This is a genomic window from Blastococcus jejuensis, from assembly GCF_039534705.1.
GTDB lineage: Bacteria > Actinomycetota > Actinomycetes > Mycobacteriales > Geodermatophilaceae > Blastococcus_B > Blastococcus_B jejuensis.
On record NZ_BAAAVV010000003.1, the window covers coordinates 157,752 to 174,826 of the forward strand.

Annotated in this window: 16 protein-coding genes; 1 reads left to right on the forward strand and 15 read right to left on the reverse strand. The window is 69.4% G+C overall.

What is annotated here, in order from left to right; genetic code table 11:
* Nucleotides 1-30: 30 nt before the first annotated feature.
* Complete coding sequence (locus ABD644_RS07830; RefSeq protein WP_344688197.1) at nt 31-2,469, reverse strand: phosphoketolase family protein; 2,439 nt, start codon at nt 2,467-2,469, stop codon at nt 31-33.
* Between the two features lie 53 nt (nt 2,470-2,522).
* Complete coding sequence (locus ABD644_RS07835) at nt 2,523-5,012, reverse strand: heavy metal translocating P-type ATPase (RefSeq protein WP_344688198.1); 2,490 nt, start codon at nt 5,010-5,012, stop codon at nt 2,523-2,525.
* Between the two features lie 426 nt (nt 5,013-5,438).
* Here ABD644_RS07835 and ABD644_RS07840 point away from each other — a divergent pair, with 426 nt between their 5' ends.
* Complete coding sequence (locus tag ABD644_RS07840; RefSeq protein ID WP_344688199.1) at nt 5,439-5,708, forward strand: SHOCT domain-containing protein; 270 nt, start codon at nt 5,439-5,441, stop codon at nt 5,706-5,708.
* Nucleotides 5,709-6,158: 450 nt separating this feature from the next.
* Here ABD644_RS07840 and pspAB read toward each other — a convergent pair whose 3' ends face one another.
* The 13 genes from pspAB to ABD644_RS07905 all read right to left on the reverse strand — a co-directional run bounded on the left by pspAB (nt 6,159) and on the right by ABD644_RS07905 (nt 16,984).
* Complete coding sequence (gene pspAB, locus ABD644_RS07845; protein ID WP_344688200.1) at nt 6,159-6,731, reverse strand: PspA-associated protein PspAB; 573 nt, start codon at nt 6,729-6,731, stop codon at nt 6,159-6,161.
* Nucleotides 6,728-7,645, reverse strand: a complete 918-nt coding sequence (htpX, locus tag ABD644_RS07850; protein ID WP_344688201.1) for a zinc metalloprotease HtpX — start codon at nt 7,643-7,645, stop codon at nt 6,728-6,730. Before htpX ends, pspAB begins: the two co-directional genes overlap by 4 nt.
* Nucleotides 7,646-7,649: 4 nt before the next feature.
* Nucleotides 7,650-7,928, reverse strand: a complete 279-nt coding sequence (gene pspAA, locus ABD644_RS07855; protein ID WP_344688202.1) for a PspA-associated protein PspAA — start codon at nt 7,926-7,928, stop codon at nt 7,650-7,652.
* On the reverse strand, nt 7,925-8,686 hold the full coding sequence (locus ABD644_RS07860; protein WP_344688203.1) for a PspA/IM30 family protein: 762 nt from the start codon (nt 8,684-8,686) through the stop codon (nt 7,925-7,927). The genes pspAA and ABD644_RS07860 overlap by 4 nt, the downstream gene beginning before the upstream one ends.
* Before the next feature lie 199 nt (nt 8,687-8,885).
* Nucleotides 8,886-11,228, reverse strand: a complete 2,343-nt coding sequence (locus ABD644_RS07865) for a heavy metal translocating P-type ATPase (RefSeq protein WP_344688204.1) — start codon at nt 11,226-11,228, stop codon at nt 8,886-8,888.
* A gap of 292 nt (nt 11,229-11,520) precedes the next feature.
* The gene (locus ABD644_RS07870) at nt 11,521-11,781 is read right to left on the reverse strand and encodes a heavy-metal-associated domain-containing protein (RefSeq protein WP_344688205.1); all 261 of its coding nucleotides are present in this window, start codon (nt 11,779-11,781) and stop codon (nt 11,521-11,523) included.
* 85 nt (nt 11,782-11,866) lie between these two features.
* Nucleotides 11,867-12,172, reverse strand: a complete 306-nt coding sequence (locus ABD644_RS07875; RefSeq protein WP_425547410.1) for a metal-sensitive transcriptional regulator — start codon at nt 12,170-12,172, stop codon at nt 11,867-11,869.
* A gap of 196 nt (nt 12,173-12,368) precedes the next feature.
* The gene (locus tag ABD644_RS07880; protein ID WP_344688206.1) at nt 12,369-13,283 is read right to left on the reverse strand and encodes an ion channel; all 915 of its coding nucleotides are present in this window, start codon (nt 13,281-13,283) and stop codon (nt 12,369-12,371) included.
* 80 nt (nt 13,284-13,363) lie between these two features.
* Nucleotides 13,364-14,302 carry a F510_1955 family glycosylhydrolase gene (locus ABD644_RS07885; RefSeq protein WP_344688207.1) on the reverse strand — a complete coding sequence of 313 codons (939 nt, stop codon included), beginning with the start codon at nt 14,300-14,302 and terminating at the stop codon, nt 13,364-13,366.
* A complete protein-coding gene (locus ABD644_RS07890) occupies nt 14,263-15,132 on the reverse strand; it encodes a cytochrome c biogenesis CcdA family protein (protein ID WP_344688208.1) in 870 nt (289 codons plus the stop codon). The genes ABD644_RS07885 and ABD644_RS07890 overlap by 40 nt, the downstream gene beginning before the upstream one ends.
* Nucleotides 15,129-15,737 (reverse strand): TlpA family protein disulfide reductase, encoded by a 609-nt coding sequence (locus ABD644_RS07895; RefSeq protein ID WP_344688209.1) that lies wholly within the window; start codon nt 15,735-15,737, stop codon nt 15,129-15,131. Before ABD644_RS07895 ends, ABD644_RS07890 begins: the two co-directional genes overlap by 4 nt.
* Before the next feature lie 88 nt (nt 15,738-15,825).
* Complete coding sequence (locus ABD644_RS07900; protein ID WP_344688210.1) at nt 15,826-16,464, reverse strand: DUF305 domain-containing protein; 639 nt, start codon at nt 16,462-16,464, stop codon at nt 15,826-15,828.
* An 82-nt stretch (nt 16,465-16,546) separates the two neighbouring features.
* Complete coding sequence (locus ABD644_RS07905) at nt 16,547-16,984, reverse strand: DUF6153 family protein (protein WP_344688211.1); 438 nt, start codon at nt 16,982-16,984, stop codon at nt 16,547-16,549.
* Between the last annotated feature and the right edge of the window lie 91 nt (nt 16,985-17,075).

Below are 17,075 nucleotides of genomic sequence, written 5' to 3' on the forward strand. Positions count from 1 at the left end.
GGCGGACCAGGGCTACGGCAGCAGGAGGCATCACTGCGGTTCGCGCAGAGGCTCGTTGCCACCGGTCGCGCGCGGACCGCTGCCTGCCGACCACTGCCAGTTGCGGATCTCCGGCAGGTCCTCCCCGTGGGTGCGGATGTATTGGCGGTGCTCGATCAGCTTGTCGCGAAGCCGGTCACGCACGTGGCCGGAGATCGCCTGGAGCCGCGGGACGCGGTCGAGCACGTCGATGGCCAGGTTGTACCGGTCGATCCGGTTCATCACGCAGATGTCGAAGGGGGTTGTCGTCGTGCCTTCCTCGACGTATCCGCGAACGTGGACGTTGTCATGGTTGGTGCGCCGGTAGGTCAGCCGGTGGATCAGCCACGGGTAGCCGTGGTAGGCGAAGATGATCGGCCGGTCGACCGTGAACAGGGAGTCGAACGCGGCGTCGGAGAGCCCGTGTGGGTGCTCCCGGTCGTCCTGCAGCCGCATCAGGTCGACCACGTTGACCACCCGGATCCGCAGATCAGGGAAGTAGCCGCGGAGGATCTCGACCGCGGCGAGGGTCTCCATGGTCGGCACATCGCCGGCGCAGGCCATGACGACGTCGGGTTCGGCCCCGTCGTCGGTGCTGGCCCAGGACCAGATGCCGATGCCCTTCGTGCAGTGGACGATGGCGTCCTGCATGCTGAGGTACTGCAGCTGCGGCTGCTTGCCCGCCACGATCACGTTCACGTACTGGCGGCTGCGCAGGCAGTGGTCGGCGACCGACAGCAGCGTGTTCGCGTCCGGCGGCAGGTAGACCCGGATGACGTCGGCCTTCTTGTTGACGACGTGGTCGATGAAGCCCGGGTCCTGGTGGGAGAAGCCGTTGTGGTCCTGCCGCCACACGTGCGAGGTGAGCAGGTAGTTCAGTGAGGCGATCGGCCGCCGCCACGGGATGCCGTTGGTCACCTTCAGCCACTTGGCGTGCTGGTTGAACATCGAGTCGACGATGTGGATGAACGCCTCGTAGCAGGAGAAGAACCCGTGCCGGCCGGTGAGCAGGTAGCCCTCCAGCCAGCCCTGGCAGGTGTGCTCGGACAGGATCTCCATGACCCGCCCGTCGGGCGCCAGGTGGTCGTCGCCCGGCAGCCGCTCTGCCGCCCACGCCCGGTCGGTGACCTCCAGGACGGCGCCGAGCCGGTTGGAGTTGTTCTCGTCGGGGGCGAAGACCCGGAAGGCCGACATGTTCTCGGCCATGATGTCGCGGAGGAACGTCCCGAGCACCCGGGTGGACTCGACCGCGCCGGTGCCCGGCTCCGGGACAGCGACGGCGTAGTCACGGAAGTCCGGCATCCGCATGTCCTGCAGCAACTGGCCCCCATTGGCGTGCGGGTTGGCGCTCATCCGCCGGTCCCCCGCCGGGTGCAGGTCCCGGACGGCGGGCACCGGGGCGCCATCGGCGTCGAATAGTTCCTCGGGGCGGTAGCTGCGCAGCCACTCCTCGAGGATCTTCCGGTGCCCCTCGTCGCCGCGGGCGTTGGCGAACGGGACCTGGTGGGACCGGAACGATCCCTCCACGGGCAGCCCGTCCACTTGCTTCGGCCCGGTCCAGCCCTTCGGTGAGATCAAGACGATCATCGGCCAGCGCGGCCGCGCGGTGTCGCCGTCGGCACGGGCCCGCCGCTGGATCGCGGCGATCTCGTTCAGGCACCGGTCCAGCGTGGCGGCGAACTCCCGATGCATCACCCCGGGCTCCGAGCCCTCCACGACGTGAGGGGCGTACCCGTATCCCCTCAGCAGGTCCAGCAGCTCCTCGCGCGGGATCCGGGCGAGCACGGTCGGGCTGGCGATCTTGTAGCCGTTCAGGTGCAGGATCGGCAGCACGGCGCCGTCCCTGGCCGGGTCCAGGAACTTGTTGCTGTGCCAACTGGCGGCCAGCGGGCCGGTCTCGGCCTCGCCGTCACCCACCACCGCGGTCACGATCAGGTCGGGGTTGTCGAACGCCGCGCCGTAGGCGTGGGACAGCGCATACCCGAGCTCGCCGCCCTCGTGGATGGAGCCCGGTGTCTCCGGGGCGACGTGGCTGGGGATGCCGCCGGGGAAGGAGAACTGGGTGAACAACCGCCGCATCCCCGCCTCGTCCTGCGTGATCTCTGGATAGACCTCGCTATAGGTGCCCTCCAGCCAGGCCGCCGCGACGGGGCCAGGGCCACCGTGTCCGGGGCCCATCACGTACATGGCGTTCATGTCCCGATCGACGATGACGCGGTTGAGGTGGGCGTAGATGAAGTTCAGCCCGGGCGTGGTACCCCAGTGCCCCAGCAAGCGCGGTTTGACGTGCTCTGGGCGCAGCGGCTCCCGGAGCAGCGGGTTGCCCATGAGGTAGATCTGGCCGACCGAAAGGTAGTTGGCCGCCCGCCACCAGGCATGGATGCGTTCCAGCTCGTCTTCGCTCAGGGGTCTCGCCTCGGGGGCGGTCTCCGTCGCCAGGGTCTGTGCCATGCCCTACCCACCTCCGCTTGATCCTGGAACCGCGCTCCCCGATGCGGATTCGCTCAATGCCGCCCGACCGGAACTCCAGACGTCCGGTCGGTCGAAGTCGCCGTCGGCACCGTGGGTCGGGGCAGTTTCAGACGCTTCAGCAGCAACGCATTGACCGCCACGATGAGGCTGGAGCCCGACATCGACAGCGCTGCGATCTCCGGACGCAGGACCAGTCCGAACGCCGGTTCGAAAACCCCCGCGGCGATCGGGAGGGCAATCACGTTGTAGCCCACGGCCCAGGCGAGGTTCTGCCGCATCTTGCGCAGGGTCCCGCGGCCGATCTGCAAGGCGGTCGGCACGTCGAGAGGATCCGAGCGCATGAGGACGACGTCCGCCGTCTCGATGGCCACGTCAGTGCCGGCACCGATCGCGATACCCAGATCGGCCTGGGCCAGTGCCGGCGCGTCATTGACACCGTCCCCCACCATGGCGACCCGCTTGCCCGCCCGCTGGAGCTCGGAGATCTTCGTCGCTTTGTCACCGGGAAGGACTTCGGCAATGACCGTGTCGATGCCGAGCTGCCCGGCGATGCGGCGGGCGGTCGCCTCGTTGTCGCCGCTGAGCATGACGACCTCGACACCCAGGTCGTGCAAGGCGGCAACGGCCGCGGCCGAGGTCTCCCGGGCTGCGTCGGCCAGCGCGATCACACCCGCCACGCGGTTGTCGACGGCGACGAGCACGGCCGTGCGCCCGGAGGCCGCGAGCTCGTCGCGGCGGCCGGCCAGGGGCCCGAGGTCGATGCCCTGATCCGCCATCAGCTTGCGATTACCCACGAGCACCCGTCGCCCCGCAACCTCCGCCCCCGCACCGTGGCCGGGAACGTTGCGGAAGTCGCGCGCCGCCAGCGGTGCCAGGCCCCGTTCAGCGGCATACCGAACGACCGCCGCGGCGAGTGGGTGCTCGGACTCGCGCTCCACGGCGGCGGTCAATGCGAGCAGTTGCTCCTCATCGATGCCGTCGACCACGACATCGGTCACCTCCGGCTCCCCCTTCGTCAGGGTGCCGGTCTTGTCCATCACCACCGCGTCGATACGGGCTGAGGTCTCCAGCGCTGTGGCGTTCTTGAACAACACTCCACGCTGGGCACCCAGACCGGTGCCGACCATGATGGCCGTGGGAGTGGCCAGCCCCAGGGCATCGGGACAGGTGATCACCACGACGGTGATCGCGAACAGGATGGCGACCGACACGTCGACACCGGCGATCAGATACCACACGAGGAACGTCCCGGTGCCGCCGATCAGGGCGACGAAGACCAGCCAGAACGCCGCCCTGTCGGCCAGCCGCTGACCGGGCGCCTTGGAGTTCTGCGCCTCCTGCACCATCGCGACGATCTGCGCAAGCGCCGTGTCGGAGCCGACCTTGGTGGCCCGAACCCGCATCGTCCCGGTTGTGTTGATCGAGGCGCCGATGACCTCGGCCCCCGCGCCCTTCGACACCGGCAAGCTCTCCCCGGTGACCATTGACTCGTCCACCTCGGAGATGCCGTCCTCGACGACGCCGTCCACGGGGATCTTCGCGCCTGGTCGGACGAGCAGGAGATCTCCGACCTCCACCTCGGCGGTCGGCACCTCCGTCTCCTGTCCGTCTCGTAGCACGACCGCCATCGGAGGGGCCAGTTCGAGCAGCGTCCGGATGGCCTCGTTCGCGCCACCCCGGGCGCGCATCTCGAACCAGTGGCCGAGAAGGACGAAGGAGGCCAGCACGGTCGCGGCTTCGTAGAAGACCTCACCGCCACCTGTCAGGGTGATGACGACGCTGTACAACCAGCCCGCCCCGACGGCGACGGCGACCAGCACCATCATGTCCAGCGTGCGGGCCCGCAGGGCTCGGTAGGCGCCGTCGAAGAAGATCCAGGACGAGTAGAAGATCACCGGCAGCGACAGCAGCAACGAGAAGACGTCGTCGCGCATCCCGAACGGCGCGGCCGCCGTGAAGCCCAGGACGTCACGCCCGATCGGGGACCACAGCAGGATCGGGATCGACAGGAGCGCCGCCACCAGGAAGCGATTGCGCATGTCGCGGACCATGTCGTCCATCGACATCCCCGCGCCGTGGCCGCCGTGGCCCATGACGTCCTGCGGGGCCCGGGCAACCGCCTCGCCCTTGGCCTCGTCATGCCCGACGTGGTCCAGACCTGCGTGCGCAGTTCCGCGCTGTGCCCCCGGGGGTACTACCGCGCCGGTCGCCGGTCCCGCGGCGCCGTGCCCGGCGTGATCGGCATGCTGGTGCACCGCCACCGGCTCCGTCATCGGGTCGCAGACGTGATCAGGTACCGATCGACCAGCGCAGTGGTAGCCGCATTCCCTCACCCATTCGGTGAGCTGGGCCACACTCGTCACGGCAGGGTCGTAGGTGACCGTTGCCGTCTGCGATACCGGGTTGGCCTCGACGTTCACCACCCCAGGCCGGCGAGACAACGTGGCCTCAACGACGGCCTTGGACGTTGCCCGGTACAGGCCGGACGCCTCGATGACCGCCGTCGCTGGGCTTTCCGCCACAATTTCCCTCCGAGGTCCTGGTCCCGCTCCGTCGAGCGTTCTGCCCTACCGGTAAGCCTGTCGGGCCGCAACGGTTCACGCCGCCCGCATTCGTGCCGTGCCGGTGGGCTGCTCACCGCCCCACCATCTCGACGAAGCCACGCCTAAGCCGACCCCGATAAGTACTACCCCCCATAGCGGACCACGGTCCATCCCCCGCGGCAAGGCGCCCGCCCGCGCCCCCGACCATGGCGGCTGCTGCCCCGCCCTGCCGCCGGGCGTGCTCTATGGCTATCCGGTGAATACCGGGGATGGGCAGGGACCTTCGTCGCATCCGTCGTGTCCCATGTCCCTGCCCGCGACGACCGTCTACTACGCATGATCGTACTGACGGCCCGGCGGCGCGACAGTGATCCCTAGGGGCCGGGCGGCGAGAGGAGACCGACAGTGACGTTCTGGTTCGACCACAACCTCAGCACGTGGGGCTGGGTCGGGATGACAATCGGCATGGTCGCCTTCTGGGGGCTGCTCATCGGCGGCGTCGTGTGGACGGTCCGCAGCCTCAACACGCGTGACCAGCGCACCGATACCTCTGGGCCGCCCGGGCCGGAGCAGTTGCTCGCTCAGCGGTTCGCCCTCGGCGAGATCGACGAGACCGAGTACCACGACCGTCTGACCGTGCTGCGCGGCGGTGAGCGCCCAACGGTGCGGTCGTGAGCACGGATGCCGCCTCCCGGAGACGTCGAGCCGACGGAGGGTGCACCGGTACGGGCAAAACCGCCAGTAAGACAATCGCCACGGCCCCGAGCCGTGCGGATCAACCTCGCCCACAGGAGTAACGATGAGAATTCGCCATGCTTTCGCTGTCACCACGGTCACTGCGGGACTGCTGCTTCTGATGCCCTCGGCAGCCAACGCGGCACCCGCCTCCGCCGGCACGTTCGGCCAGCACGTCCGGACGTGCGCGCAGGACATGGGGTTCTCCGGGACCCACAACCCCGGTATGCACCGCGGCGCAGCGGGATGGGATGGCGCTGCCTGCGGATGATCCGCTGGGAGCCCGTGGACATGGTCCCAGCAGTGATCGGAAGCTCACGACGGGAATTCGTTCGCTGCCGCAGCGGCCCGAGGCGTGCCCTTCCGCTCTCCGGAGCGGAAGGGCACGCCTCACAGTCCTGGCGCCCCGTACACAGGGAACCAGCGGCTCAAATCGCTCTCGATGCGTAGGTCATCCTCGATCACGGCCCTGACCTGTAGTTCGACGGTCGAGTTCCGGCGGTCCGGGCCGGACGGGGCGAACGGGTACCAGCTGCCACGTTTGTACAGGTAGACCAGGCCGAGGGGCTGCGCTCCGTCGGTGAACGCGATGACGGTGCACAGGAGCGCGGACCCGAACCCGGCGTCGGCGAGACTGCTGTTGACGACGTGCAGATCCGTGACCAGGCCACCGATGTCATCGGGTGGCGTACTGCGGATCAGCCAGGTGAAGCCGAAGGAATCGCGTTCCTTCCGGTATTTGCCCTGGCCGAGGGCCAGCAGTGCTTCCACCTGCTCCTGGAGGCCGGTGAACCCCCCGCCCTCGGCGGCCTTGAAGCACACCGAACCCACCCCGGTCGGCCGGAAGCCGGTGCTCGCCTGAAGGCTGATCGCCGCCGCGGGCAACCCGAACAGCTGGTCGAGGTCGGGCGGCGCCGGCTTCGACCGGCCGAGGAATGCGTCCAGGAAGCCCACTGGCGTCACACCGCCTGGCCCAGCTCGCGCGAGAGGACGGCCAGCTGAGTCAGCCGCTGCTCGAGCGGCGGGTGCGAGGAGAACAGCGACGTCAGGCTGAAGCCCGGCGCGAGAGCCGGCACGAAGAAGAACGCGTTGAACGGCTCGGCCCGCCGCAGGTCCGTCGTCGGGATCTGCGCGATGCTGCCGCTGACCTTCGTCAATGCCGAGGCCAGGGCCGAGGGCCGGCCGGTGAGCACCGCCCCGGACCGGTCGGCCGACAATTCGCGATACCGGGACAGGGCCCGGGTGAGCAGGAAGGACAGGGCGTAGACGACCGCGGAGACGAGCACGACGACCAGGAACATCAGGGCAGTGTTGTCGCCGTCCCGGTTGCGTCCACGACCGAAGCCGCCGTAGAAGCCCGCGTACAGACCGATGCGGGTGAGAAGGCCGGCCAGCACCCCCAGGAACGAGGCGATCGTCATGACGGCGACGTCCCGGTGGGCGACGTGCGAGAGCTCATGGGCGAGGACGCCCTCCAGCTCGTCACCGTCGAGTCGCCGAAGAAGGCCGGTCGTGGCACAGAGCACGGCCCGCTTCTGACTCCTCCCGGTGGCGAAGGCATTGGGCACGTCGACGTCCGCGATCGCCACCACCGGCTTGGGCATGTCCGCCAAGGCACACAGTCTGTCGACGACTCCGTGCAGCTCGGGTGCCTCCTCGCGGGTCACCGCCCGGCCGCCCATGGCGAAAAGCGCCACGCGGTCGGAAAACCAGTACTGCACGAAGAGCAATCCGCCGGCAATCACCACGGCCCAGACCGCGCTCTTCAACAGGGCGAGAAGCACCGCCGCGAAGACCACGTAGAGCAGGCCCAGCAGGAACGTCGTGACCAGCATGCGGGTCGTAAGACCTCGGTCCGGCCTGAAACGGCTCTTCATCTCATCAGCCAGGAATCAGCCCCTCCTCACCGAGGAGGTCACGCACCTCGGTGAGGCTGCTGGTCGGGCCGGGAAGGATGAGGTCCGACGCGCCCAGGTAGTCGTCGGGAACCCCTGTGCCGAGGGAGCGAACCCGCGTGATCAGTTCAGTCAGGCACAGTTCGAAACGGGACTCGTCATCGGCGTTCACCGCATCGGTCAGAGCGTCGTCGAGTTCGTTCAGCTCCGCGAGATGGTCGTCCCCCAGACGCAGCTGCCCCTCCCCCATGATGCGCACGATCATGATCTGAGCTCCTTCGGCGCAGTCGGTCCCGGGGCCAGCGCGGCCGGCTGTCCGCCGCCGGCGGGGAGCGCGGACTTCAGACGCGCCAATTCCGCCTCGACGGTCGAAGACGAGGACATCCGCTCGAGCTCGACCTGGATGTCGTCCTTGGTGGACCCGGTGGCGTCCTCAAGCGCGCCCGAGGCCAGCAACTCGTCGATGGCTCCGGCGCGGGCCTGTAGCTGTGCCGTCTTGTCCTCGGCGCGCTGCATGGCCAGGCCGACGTCGCTCATCTCCTCGCTGATCCCCGACACCGCCTCGCCGACCCGCGTCTGCGCTTCGGCCGCGGTGTAGCTGGCCTTGATCGTCTCCTTGCGGATCCGGAACGCCTCGACCTTCGTCTGCAGGCGTTGGGCGGCGACGTCGAGCTTGTCCTGCTCGGCCTGCAACGAGTCCTGCTGCTGCGCCAGATCGGCCGACTGCTGCTGCAGCGCCGAGCGCCGGGTCAGCGCCTCACGGGCTAAGTCCTCCCGTCCGGCGGCCAACGCTGCCGCGGCTTGATGCTGCAGCTTCGCTGCGGTGGCATCGACCTGCTGGCTCTGCAACTCCACGCGCTTGCGGCTGGTCGCCACGTCGGCCAGACCACGCCGAACCTGCTGCAGCATCTCCATCTGCCGCTGATAGGAGTAGTCCAACGTCTCCCGCGGGTCCTCGGCTCGGTCGAGGGCCCTACTCGCCTTTGCCTTGAAGATCAGGCTGAGTCGTCTGCCCAGACTCATCGGACACCCTCCTCGACGGTGTGCAGCCCGCTCCCGCGGGGGCTGTACTACCGAATCTAGGAGTTGGAGTGGCACCCGGCAGGGGGCCGGAGGGCCTGCCCTCAGGGACGTTGTGCCCCTGCGGTCGTCGCGTCCTGATCGCAGGACCGCCGACCCCATCACAGGGAGCCGGCGGCTCAGCCGTACGTCCCGATGTCGCTCAGGTCGCCGATGACCGGCTCTGCACCGGCGGGACACGGCGCACCGCAGGCCGGCCGCCCGTGGCCTGCGGGGTCAGGGTCGTGAAGCGGCGAAGTCGCAGGCTGTTGGAGACGACGAACACCGACGAGAACGCCATCGCCGCCCCGGCCAGCAGCGGGTTGAGCAAGCCTGCCGCGGCCAGGGGAAGGGCAGCCACGTTGTAGGCGAAGGCCCAGAAGAGGTTTCCCTTGATCGTGGTCAACGTCTTCCGGGACAGTCGGATCGCGTCAGCGGCAGCTCGCAGGTCGCCACGGACGAGCGTCAGGTCGCTGGCCTCGATGGCCACGTCGGTGCCGGTTCCCATGGCCAGACCGAGGTCGGCCTGCGCGAGGGCGGCGGCGTCGTTCACGCCGTCCCCGACCATGGCGACGACCCTGCCCTCGCCCTGGAGACGCTTGACGACGTCGACCTTCTCTTGCGGGAGGACTTCGGCGATGACCTCGGTGATGCCGACCTGGGCGGCGACCGAGCGGGCGACCGTCTCGTTGTCACCGGTCAGCAGGACCGGGGTCAGCCCCAGGTCGCGCAGCTGCCGGATGGCCTCCGCGGAGGTCTCCTTGATCGCGTCGGCCACGACGAGCACACCCCGGGCGACGCCGTCCCAGCCGACGACCACGGCCGTCTTGCCCTCGGCCTCAGCAGCGGCCTTGGCCCGTTCCAGGTCAGCCGGCAGCTGCTGGGACCACTCCGCCAGCAACCGGGTACGGCCGACCAGCACCGCGTGACCCTCGACGACGCCCTGCACGCCCAGGCCCTCGATGTTCGCGAAGCCCTCCACCGGCGGGAGGACGCCGACGCGCTCACCTGCTCCGCGGGCGATGGCCTGGGCAATCGGGTGCTCGGAGGCGTCCTCCAGGGCTCCGGCCAGCCGCATCAGCTGTTCGGTGTTCTCACCTTCCGCAGCCACCACGTCGAGCAGGGTCATCCGGCCCGTGGTCACGGTGCCGGTCTTGTCCAGCACGACGGTGTCGACCTTGCGGGTGGACTCCAGTACCTCGGGACCCTTGATCAGGATGCCGAGCTGGGCGCCTCGTCCGGTGCCGACCATCAACGCGGTGGGTGTGGCCAGGCCGAGTGCGCACGGGCAGGCGATGATCAGCACGGCGACCGTCGCGGTGAAGGCCGCCGCGACCCCGGCTCCGGTGCCGATCCAGAACCCGAGGGTTGCCACGGCCAGCGCGATGACGATCGGCACGAAGATGCCGGAGACCCGGTCGGCCAGCCGCTGCACCTCTGCCTTGCCGTTCTGCGCGTCCTCGACGAGCTTGGCCATCTGCGCCAGCTGGGTGTCCGAGCCGATCCGGGTGGCGCGCGCGACGAGACGCCCGCCCGCGTTGACGGTGGCGCCGACCACGTCGTCCCCGGGCGCGACCTCGACCGGTACGGACTCCCCCGTGAGCATCGAGGCGTCGACCGCGGAGGAACCCTCGGTGATTACGCCGTCGGTGGCAATTTTCTCCCCCGGGCGGATGACGAACAGGTCACCGACGCTGAGCCGGTCCACCGGGATCCGCTCCTCGCGCCCGTCACGCAGGACAGAGACGTCCTTGGCGCCCAGCTCCAGCAGGGCCCGCAGCGCGGCGCCGGCCTGCCGCTTGGAGCGCGCCTCGAAGTAGCGACCGGCCAGGATCGCCGTGGTGACCCCGGCGGCGACCTCCAGGTAGATGTTCGCCATGCCGTCGGTCTGCGCGATCGTCAGCTCGAAAGGGTGCGTCATCCCGGGCATACCTGCGGTGCCGAGGAACAGCGCGTACAGGGACCACCCGAAGGCGGCGAGAGTGCCCATCGAGATCAGCGTGTCCATCGTGGAGGTGCCGTGGCGCAGGTTTGTCCACGCGGCCCGGTGGAACGGGTAGGCGCCCCACACCACAACCGGGGCCGCCAGCGTCAGGGACAGCCACTGCCAGTAGGTGAACTGGAGCACCGGGATCATCGCCATCGCGATCACGGGAACCGTCAACGCCGCCGAGATCAGCAGGCGCTGTCTCAACGGACGCACCGGGTCGTGCTCGTCCTGCGTGTCCCCGACCGAGTCGGCTGCGCGCGGCGGCTCCGGCAGCCGCGCCGTGTACCCGGCCGCCTCGACCGCTGCCAGGAGCTCCTCCGGGCGGACACCGTCGCCGTAGGTGACCCGGGCCTTCTCGGTGGCGTAGTTGACCGTGGCGGTGACGCCGTCAAGCTTGTTGAGCCGCTTCTCGATCCGCATGGCGCACGACGCGCACGTCATGCCACCGATCGCGAGCTCGACCTGGTCACCATCGGCCGGGGTCGACGATGTCGTGTTGTTCGTGGCGGAGTTCACTGGCCCTCCCGTCAAGATCGATGGTTGCGCACATGCGGGGCGCGCCCCCCCGCGGGTAGCACCCGGGGCGGCCCGGTCAGCTGCCGGCGTTGCCGTTGCTGTACATGCCGCCGTGGCTGACTTCTGGCTGTGCCGGTGAGTGGGTCCGGTCACCGGCAGGTCCGACGGCGCCGCCAATCCCGATAGCGGCAGCGAAGACGACAGCGAGGCCCACCAGATAGGCGGCGACCCTCGTCTGAGTGTTCACCTCAGATCCCCTCGCGCGGCCGGCCTCCCCCGGGGCAGAATGCCGTCACTTGCATCCGCACCCGCACCCGGACCCCTGTCCAGTCGACGACTGGCTGGCGGGCGCCGCCACTTCGTAGCCCGCTTCCTCGACGGCGGCGCGCACGGCGGCGTCGTCCACGTCGGACTCGCTGGTGACGGTGAGACCGCCCGTGGCGAGGTCCACGGCGACGTCGGTGACGCCGGGGACCTGGGTGACTTCCTCGGTCACGGAGTTGACGCAGTGCCCGCAGGTCATGCCGACGACGGTGTAGGTGGACGTGCTCATGTCAGGGGTGTCCTTTCAACGGGGGGTGTTCCGGTGATTCCGAACTGACGAGACAGTTCGTGCGGCTGGGGGCCGGGCTACTTCCTCAGGAGCGGACCAGTCGCGCGATCGCCTCGGAGGCCTCGCGCACCTTCTCGTCGGCCTCGCGGCCTCCGATCTTGGCGGCCTCGACGACGCAGTGGCTCAGGTGCTCCTCGAGCAGGCCGAGGGAGACGGCCTGCAAGGCTTTCGTCATCGCGGAGACCTGGGTGAGGATGTCGATGCAGTACTTCTCGTCCTCGACCATCCGCTGCAGACCACGCGCTTGGCCTTCGATGCGGCGCAGCCGCTTGAGGTATTCGTCCTTGCGGTGGATGTACCCGTGCGGCCCTGTGGGTTCGTCGATGTCCACGGTGCTTCCCTCCGCTCGTTCGTCGTCGCGAAGCGACACCCACAGGATACCCCCCTACGGTATTTCGTCAAGGGAAGTCTCGGCAGCACGGCTGCATGACGGCGAGCGGCTACTGCGCTACAGGTCTGAGGAACACCTGGCTGGGCCGTTACGCGTACGGCCAAGCGTTTCCGACGGCCGGGTCACAGGTCCATCCTCAGCCGACGTCACCAGGCTCGTCGGAGTGGCGCTCGAGCAACGCGGACTCGCCGTGATCCGCCGCATAAGCGGCGAGCACCTCCTCGACCGATCCTTCGATACCCAGGAACTGACGGCCGACCAACTCCGTCAGGTCGGCGAGAGCACACGCCAAGGTGGCAGCGGCCCACCGCAGATCCCCGCGCTGCGACCGTTCGCCTATGTCCGCCAGGTCCAGGGCGTACGGCAAGGCCGCGGGCAACGACGACCGGGGGTCCTCCGCTCGGAAGTAGTAGGTCTCCGCGTACTGCGTGAGGTCGACGCGGGCCTGCGCCACGCGGCCGGCCAGTTCCTGCAGAAGCAACGCCGCGACTGGCGAGTCGGCGTCGCGCAGCGCGGCATGAACGCCGGACCTCTCCAGTGCCGTCAGTCGGGTCGCCAGGGTCCGGCGTCGATTGAGCGCCGGGTACACCTGGAGCACCCATGAAACTGCCGCGGTCAGCAGCGTGAACCCGATCATGGCCTGCAGCGGTGCGGCGGCCCGTAACCACCCCGCCGTCGGGACGATGTCGCCGAATCCCAACGTGGTGGTCGTGGTCAGGGAGAGATAGACGGCGTCGAGGAAGTCGTCGCGCGCAGCGGGATGCAGTCCCGCCGCGTAGGAGAAGGCATCGGGCATGTGCGGCCAGTAGACCAGGGCACCGCCCAGCACGACACCGCCGAACCAGGCTGCGATCACAGCGACGAGGCCGAGGGGGCCGGCCAGCTCGGCGAGACGCCTCGGCCCCCCGAGCCGCCTGGCGGTGCGCCAGGTGCCCACAAGGATCAGGCGGCTCAAACCTCCCTGTCCCGCAGGGTGGAACAACGTGTGAAAGATGTCGCGGAGGATCAGCGCCACCAGCGCACCGCCGAGAACGGACGGGAGGAACGTCACCGGTGTCGTCCCGTCGCACGTGCTCGAGTTTCGGTCAGCCGTGGGGCACCAGGAAGCCAGGACGCCGGTCCGCCCACGTCTCAGTGCTCCAGGACGATGTCGAAGGTCCGACCGTTGTCCTGAGACTCGACCAACGCTTCCGTGGTGACGACGAGGATGCGTGCGGCGGCGCCGGAGCCACTCACGTCCAGGGCCTGCGGAGCGGAGCCGAGGTTCGGACCCTCCTGCCACGTCGCCCCGCCGTCCGCGCTCGTCCACAACACACCTGTCGGGTCCACGCCGGCCACGCTGTCCCCGTGCGGCGACCAGTCGACCACCTGGAGGAGGGGCGCACCGACGACCGGCGACCACGACCGGCCACCGTCCGCCGACTGCAACAGGCCCTGCTGGGTCGTCGCCAGGAGACGCATGTCGTCGGGTGCGGCGGCCAGCGTGGCCGGCGCCGACGGGATCGCCACCTGTTCCCACTCCGCACCGTCATGGCTGCGCCACAGAGAGCCGTCGTAGGCGATGACACCGGTGTCACTGACGGCCAGCGCGTGGAAATCAGACTCACCCTGCCGGGAGAGCGGATCCCAGGTGCGGCCCCCGTCGGTGGACTCGATCAGTCCGACGGGCTGCGGTAGATCGACGCCTGGCCCGGGATGACCGGAGGCGAGGAAGTGCCCGGGACCGGCCACCGCGAAGCCCATGAGGTCGATCGCGGGCCCGATCCGGGTCGAAACACCGTCCTCTCCGACCACGAACAGGCCGTCGTGCGTCGCCAGCAGGCGGGTCCCGCCCGCAGGGTCGATCCCGACGCCGTGGATGTGCGACGCGGGCATCACCCCGGCGGGCGCGGTGCTCGCGGCTGACGCAGCCGTGTCGGGATCGGTGGAGCCACAACCGGTGAGCACTACTGCCACGAGCGCGACCGCAACCGAGACCACCGCCCGGTCCATCCCCGACCTTCGGAACCGCGCGTTCACGCGAATGTCCCTCACAAGAATGAGCTCCCCAACCCCGTGGCGGCGAGCCACGCTCGCAGCCAGATCATCAGTCCGTCCCACAGCCCGGTCACCAGCAGGACACCCAGCACGACCAACAGGCTCCCCCCGATCCGCATGACATTCGCGGCGTGCCGGCGCGCCCATACCGAGAAGCTCAGCGCCCGCCGGGCCCCCAGTGCGATGCCGACGAACGGGATCCCGAGGCCCAGGCAGTAGCCCAGGCCCAGGATCGCTCCACGCATCGCCGACGCCTCGGTGTAGGCCAGTGTGTTGACCGCGGCGAGGGTCGGCCCCAGACACGGTGTCCAGCCCAGCCCGAAGACGATGCCGAGGATCGGGGCGCCGGCCAGCCCACCGGTCGGGCGGTGCCGCAGCCGTCGTTCGCGCTGCAGCCAGGGCAGCGCTCCCAGGAAGGCCAGTCCCATCAGGATCGTGACCACGCCCGCGACGCGGGTCAGGACCGGCGCCCACTCCAGCAGCAGCCGCCCGAGCCCTCCGAACAGCGCGCCGAAGGAGATGAACACGGCGCTGAACCCAGCGACGAAGAGCAGCGAGCCCACGAGGAGTCGTCGTCTTCCCGACCCCGTGCGCCGGGTCGCGACCGCTGCCGATCTCGACCGCGCCGCACCCTCCGACGCAGCGACCTCAGGAGCGGAAGAGATGGCCTGCGCCGACCGAACTTCCTCGGTGGCCACATCGGCCCCGGCCAGTCCGGCGATGTAACTGACGTAGCCCGGCACCAGAGGTAGGCAGCAAGGCGAGGCGAAGCTGATCAGCCCGACCAGCGCGGCCACGCCGAAGGCGAGCAGCAGAGACCCGTCGGTGACGACGGCGGCAAGAGCCTCACCCAGCGCGCTCATGCGCCGGGCTCCCGCAGCAGGATGGCGAGGGCCGCGCGCAGGTTGTCCTGGGTGACTGCGCCGGTGTACACCGCAGCCACTCTGCCGCCCCGGTCCAGCAGGATCGTGGAGGGCACCACGTTGGCCGGGAACCCACGGAACGCCAACGCGACCTCGCCACGCGGGTCGAACAATGACGGGTACTCCGCGCCGACGGCGGCCATGAAGGCGGTGGCCAGTTGCCGCTGATCCTTCACGTCGACGCCGAGGAACTGCACGCCCTGGTTCCGGACGTCCGCGTAGACGGCCTGCAGGTCGGGAGTCTCGACGCGGCAAGGCGCGCACCACGACCCCCAGAAGTTGATCACGGCCACGTCGCCGTCCAGGGATTCGGAGTCGAACGGACTACCGTCCAAAAGCTCACCCTCGAACGGAGGCGCTGGGGCCCGGCCGGACGTGGGAACGACCTGACCGGCCGGGGTGGCGCCGGTGAACTCGTAGCGGTCGCCGGGCTTCGTCTGGTCGACGTCGGTGGACGAGCACCCGGTGGCGAGAAGGGCGGCAGTGGCGAGCGCGAGAACGCACCTGACGATGAGGCGCTTCTTGCGGGGGGCAGCGCAGGGCATGAGGGCTCCGTGCCGTGATGACGAAGGGACGCGGACGACGACCGGGGTGGCGCTGCCGAGTGCGCGGCAGCGCCACCCCGGCGGCAGGTCAGCCGCCGAGCTCGCTGAGCAGCGTCTGCATCTCCTCGATCTCGGCAGTCTGCGACTCGACGATGTCTTCGGCCAGAGCCACCGCGTCGGGGTAGGAGCCGGCGTCGATCTCGGTCTGGGCCATGTCCACGGCGCCGCGGTGATGCCTGATCATCAGCTCCAGGAACATCCGATCGAACTCGGCGCCCGAGGCGGATTCCAGCATGGTCAAGTCCTCCCCGGACATTCCACCCATGTCCATGCCGCCGTCATCGGAGCCGTGATCCATGCCGCCCATGCCGGTGTCGGACTCGTCGGGCAGTGGCTCCCCCCATTCCTCGAGCCACCCCGTCATTGTTTCGATCTCCGGCTGCTGGGCCGCCTCGATGCGGCCGGCCAGTTCGATGACGCTGGAGTCCTCGGCCCGGCCGTCAGCCAGCTGCGCCATGGCAAGTGCTCCACGGTGGTGCGGGATCATGGCTTGGACGAAGGTCACGTCGGCATTGTTGAACGCCTCGTTCTCGGCGGCGGTGCCACCGTCGGCCGTGGCGCTGGCCGCAGTCGAGCTGTCGCTTCCGCCGGAACAACCGGCAAGGAGGACGGCGCCGGCGACGACGCCGACGGCGATACGTGCAAATCGAGTGGAGCTGGTGGTCATGTGCGGTCTCCTGATCTTCGGTGGGTAGGCGTGCCGTCTGACCCCTGCCAGCGGCTGAGCTGGCGGGGTCCGAGCGATCGGCCTAGATCCGCAGGAGGCAGAGTGAGGCGAGGTCCGGCGGTCGAGGGACCCTGAACCAGCGCCCGACACCACGCGGGCGGGGCGCCACGGCACCGTCGAGGGCGGCCGCGACCCGCCGGGTGAGCACGAGCGCGCCGACAAGGGCCAGCCCGGCGAGGATCGCCAGGCAGAGCGACCAGATGTGCATCCCGACGCCGTGGCCGGGGTCATCGGTGGGCATCGGCTTCTCCGACCCAGCCGCGATGTCGGCCGACGGCCCCGAGCCGCCCGCGCTCGCGAGGCCGGTAACGGGGCCCGAGTCGTCGGAGGCGGCCATCGCGTGCTGGTCGGCTACCGATCCGGCATCGTCGTTGCCGCCGCTGGAGGGGACCAGTAGGACACCGTGCATCGAGAAGACAGCGGCCAAGACCACCACGATCCACCATCGCCGAGCCGGCATGCCCACCCCCTCCCGGACTCACGGTACTACGTGCTCTAGTACCCATCTGCGCGCGGCGCAGTCGCGCCGGGCCACTCGCCAGGCGTCTCGC

Coding starts and splice junctions, on each gene's coding strand:
- ABD644_RS07830 (WP_344688197.1), bottom strand. CDS start 2,469: ATGGCACAGACCCTGGCGACGGAGACCGCCCCCGAGGCGAGACCCCTG.
- htpX (WP_344688201.1), bottom strand. CDS start 7,645: ATGAAGAGCCGTTTCAGGCCGGACCGAGGTCTTACGACCCGCATGCTG.
- pspAA (WP_344688202.1), bottom strand. CDS start 7,928: ATGATCGTGCGCATCATGGGGGAGGGGCAGCTGCGTCTGGGGGACGAC.
- ABD644_RS07860 (WP_344688203.1), bottom strand. CDS start 8,686: ATGAGTCTGGGCAGACGACTCAGCCTGATCTTCAAGGCAAAGGCGAGT.
- ABD644_RS07870 (WP_344688205.1), bottom strand. CDS start 11,781: ATGAGCACGTCCACCTACACCGTCGTCGGCATGACCTGCGGGCACTGC.
- ABD644_RS07890 (WP_344688208.1), bottom strand. CDS start 15,132: ATGAGCGCGCTGGGTGAGGCTCTTGCCGCCGTCGTCACCGACGGGTCT.
- ABD644_RS07895 (WP_344688209.1), bottom strand. CDS start 15,737: ATGCCCTGCGCTGCCCCCCGCAAGAAGCGCCTCATCGTCAGGTGCGTT.
- ABD644_RS07900 (WP_344688210.1), bottom strand. CDS start 16,464: ATGACCACCAGCTCCACTCGATTTGCACGTATCGCCGTCGGCGTCGTC.
- ABD644_RS07905 (WP_344688211.1), bottom strand. CDS start 16,984: ATGCCGGCTCGGCGATGGTGGATCGTGGTGGTCTTGGCCGCTGTCTTC.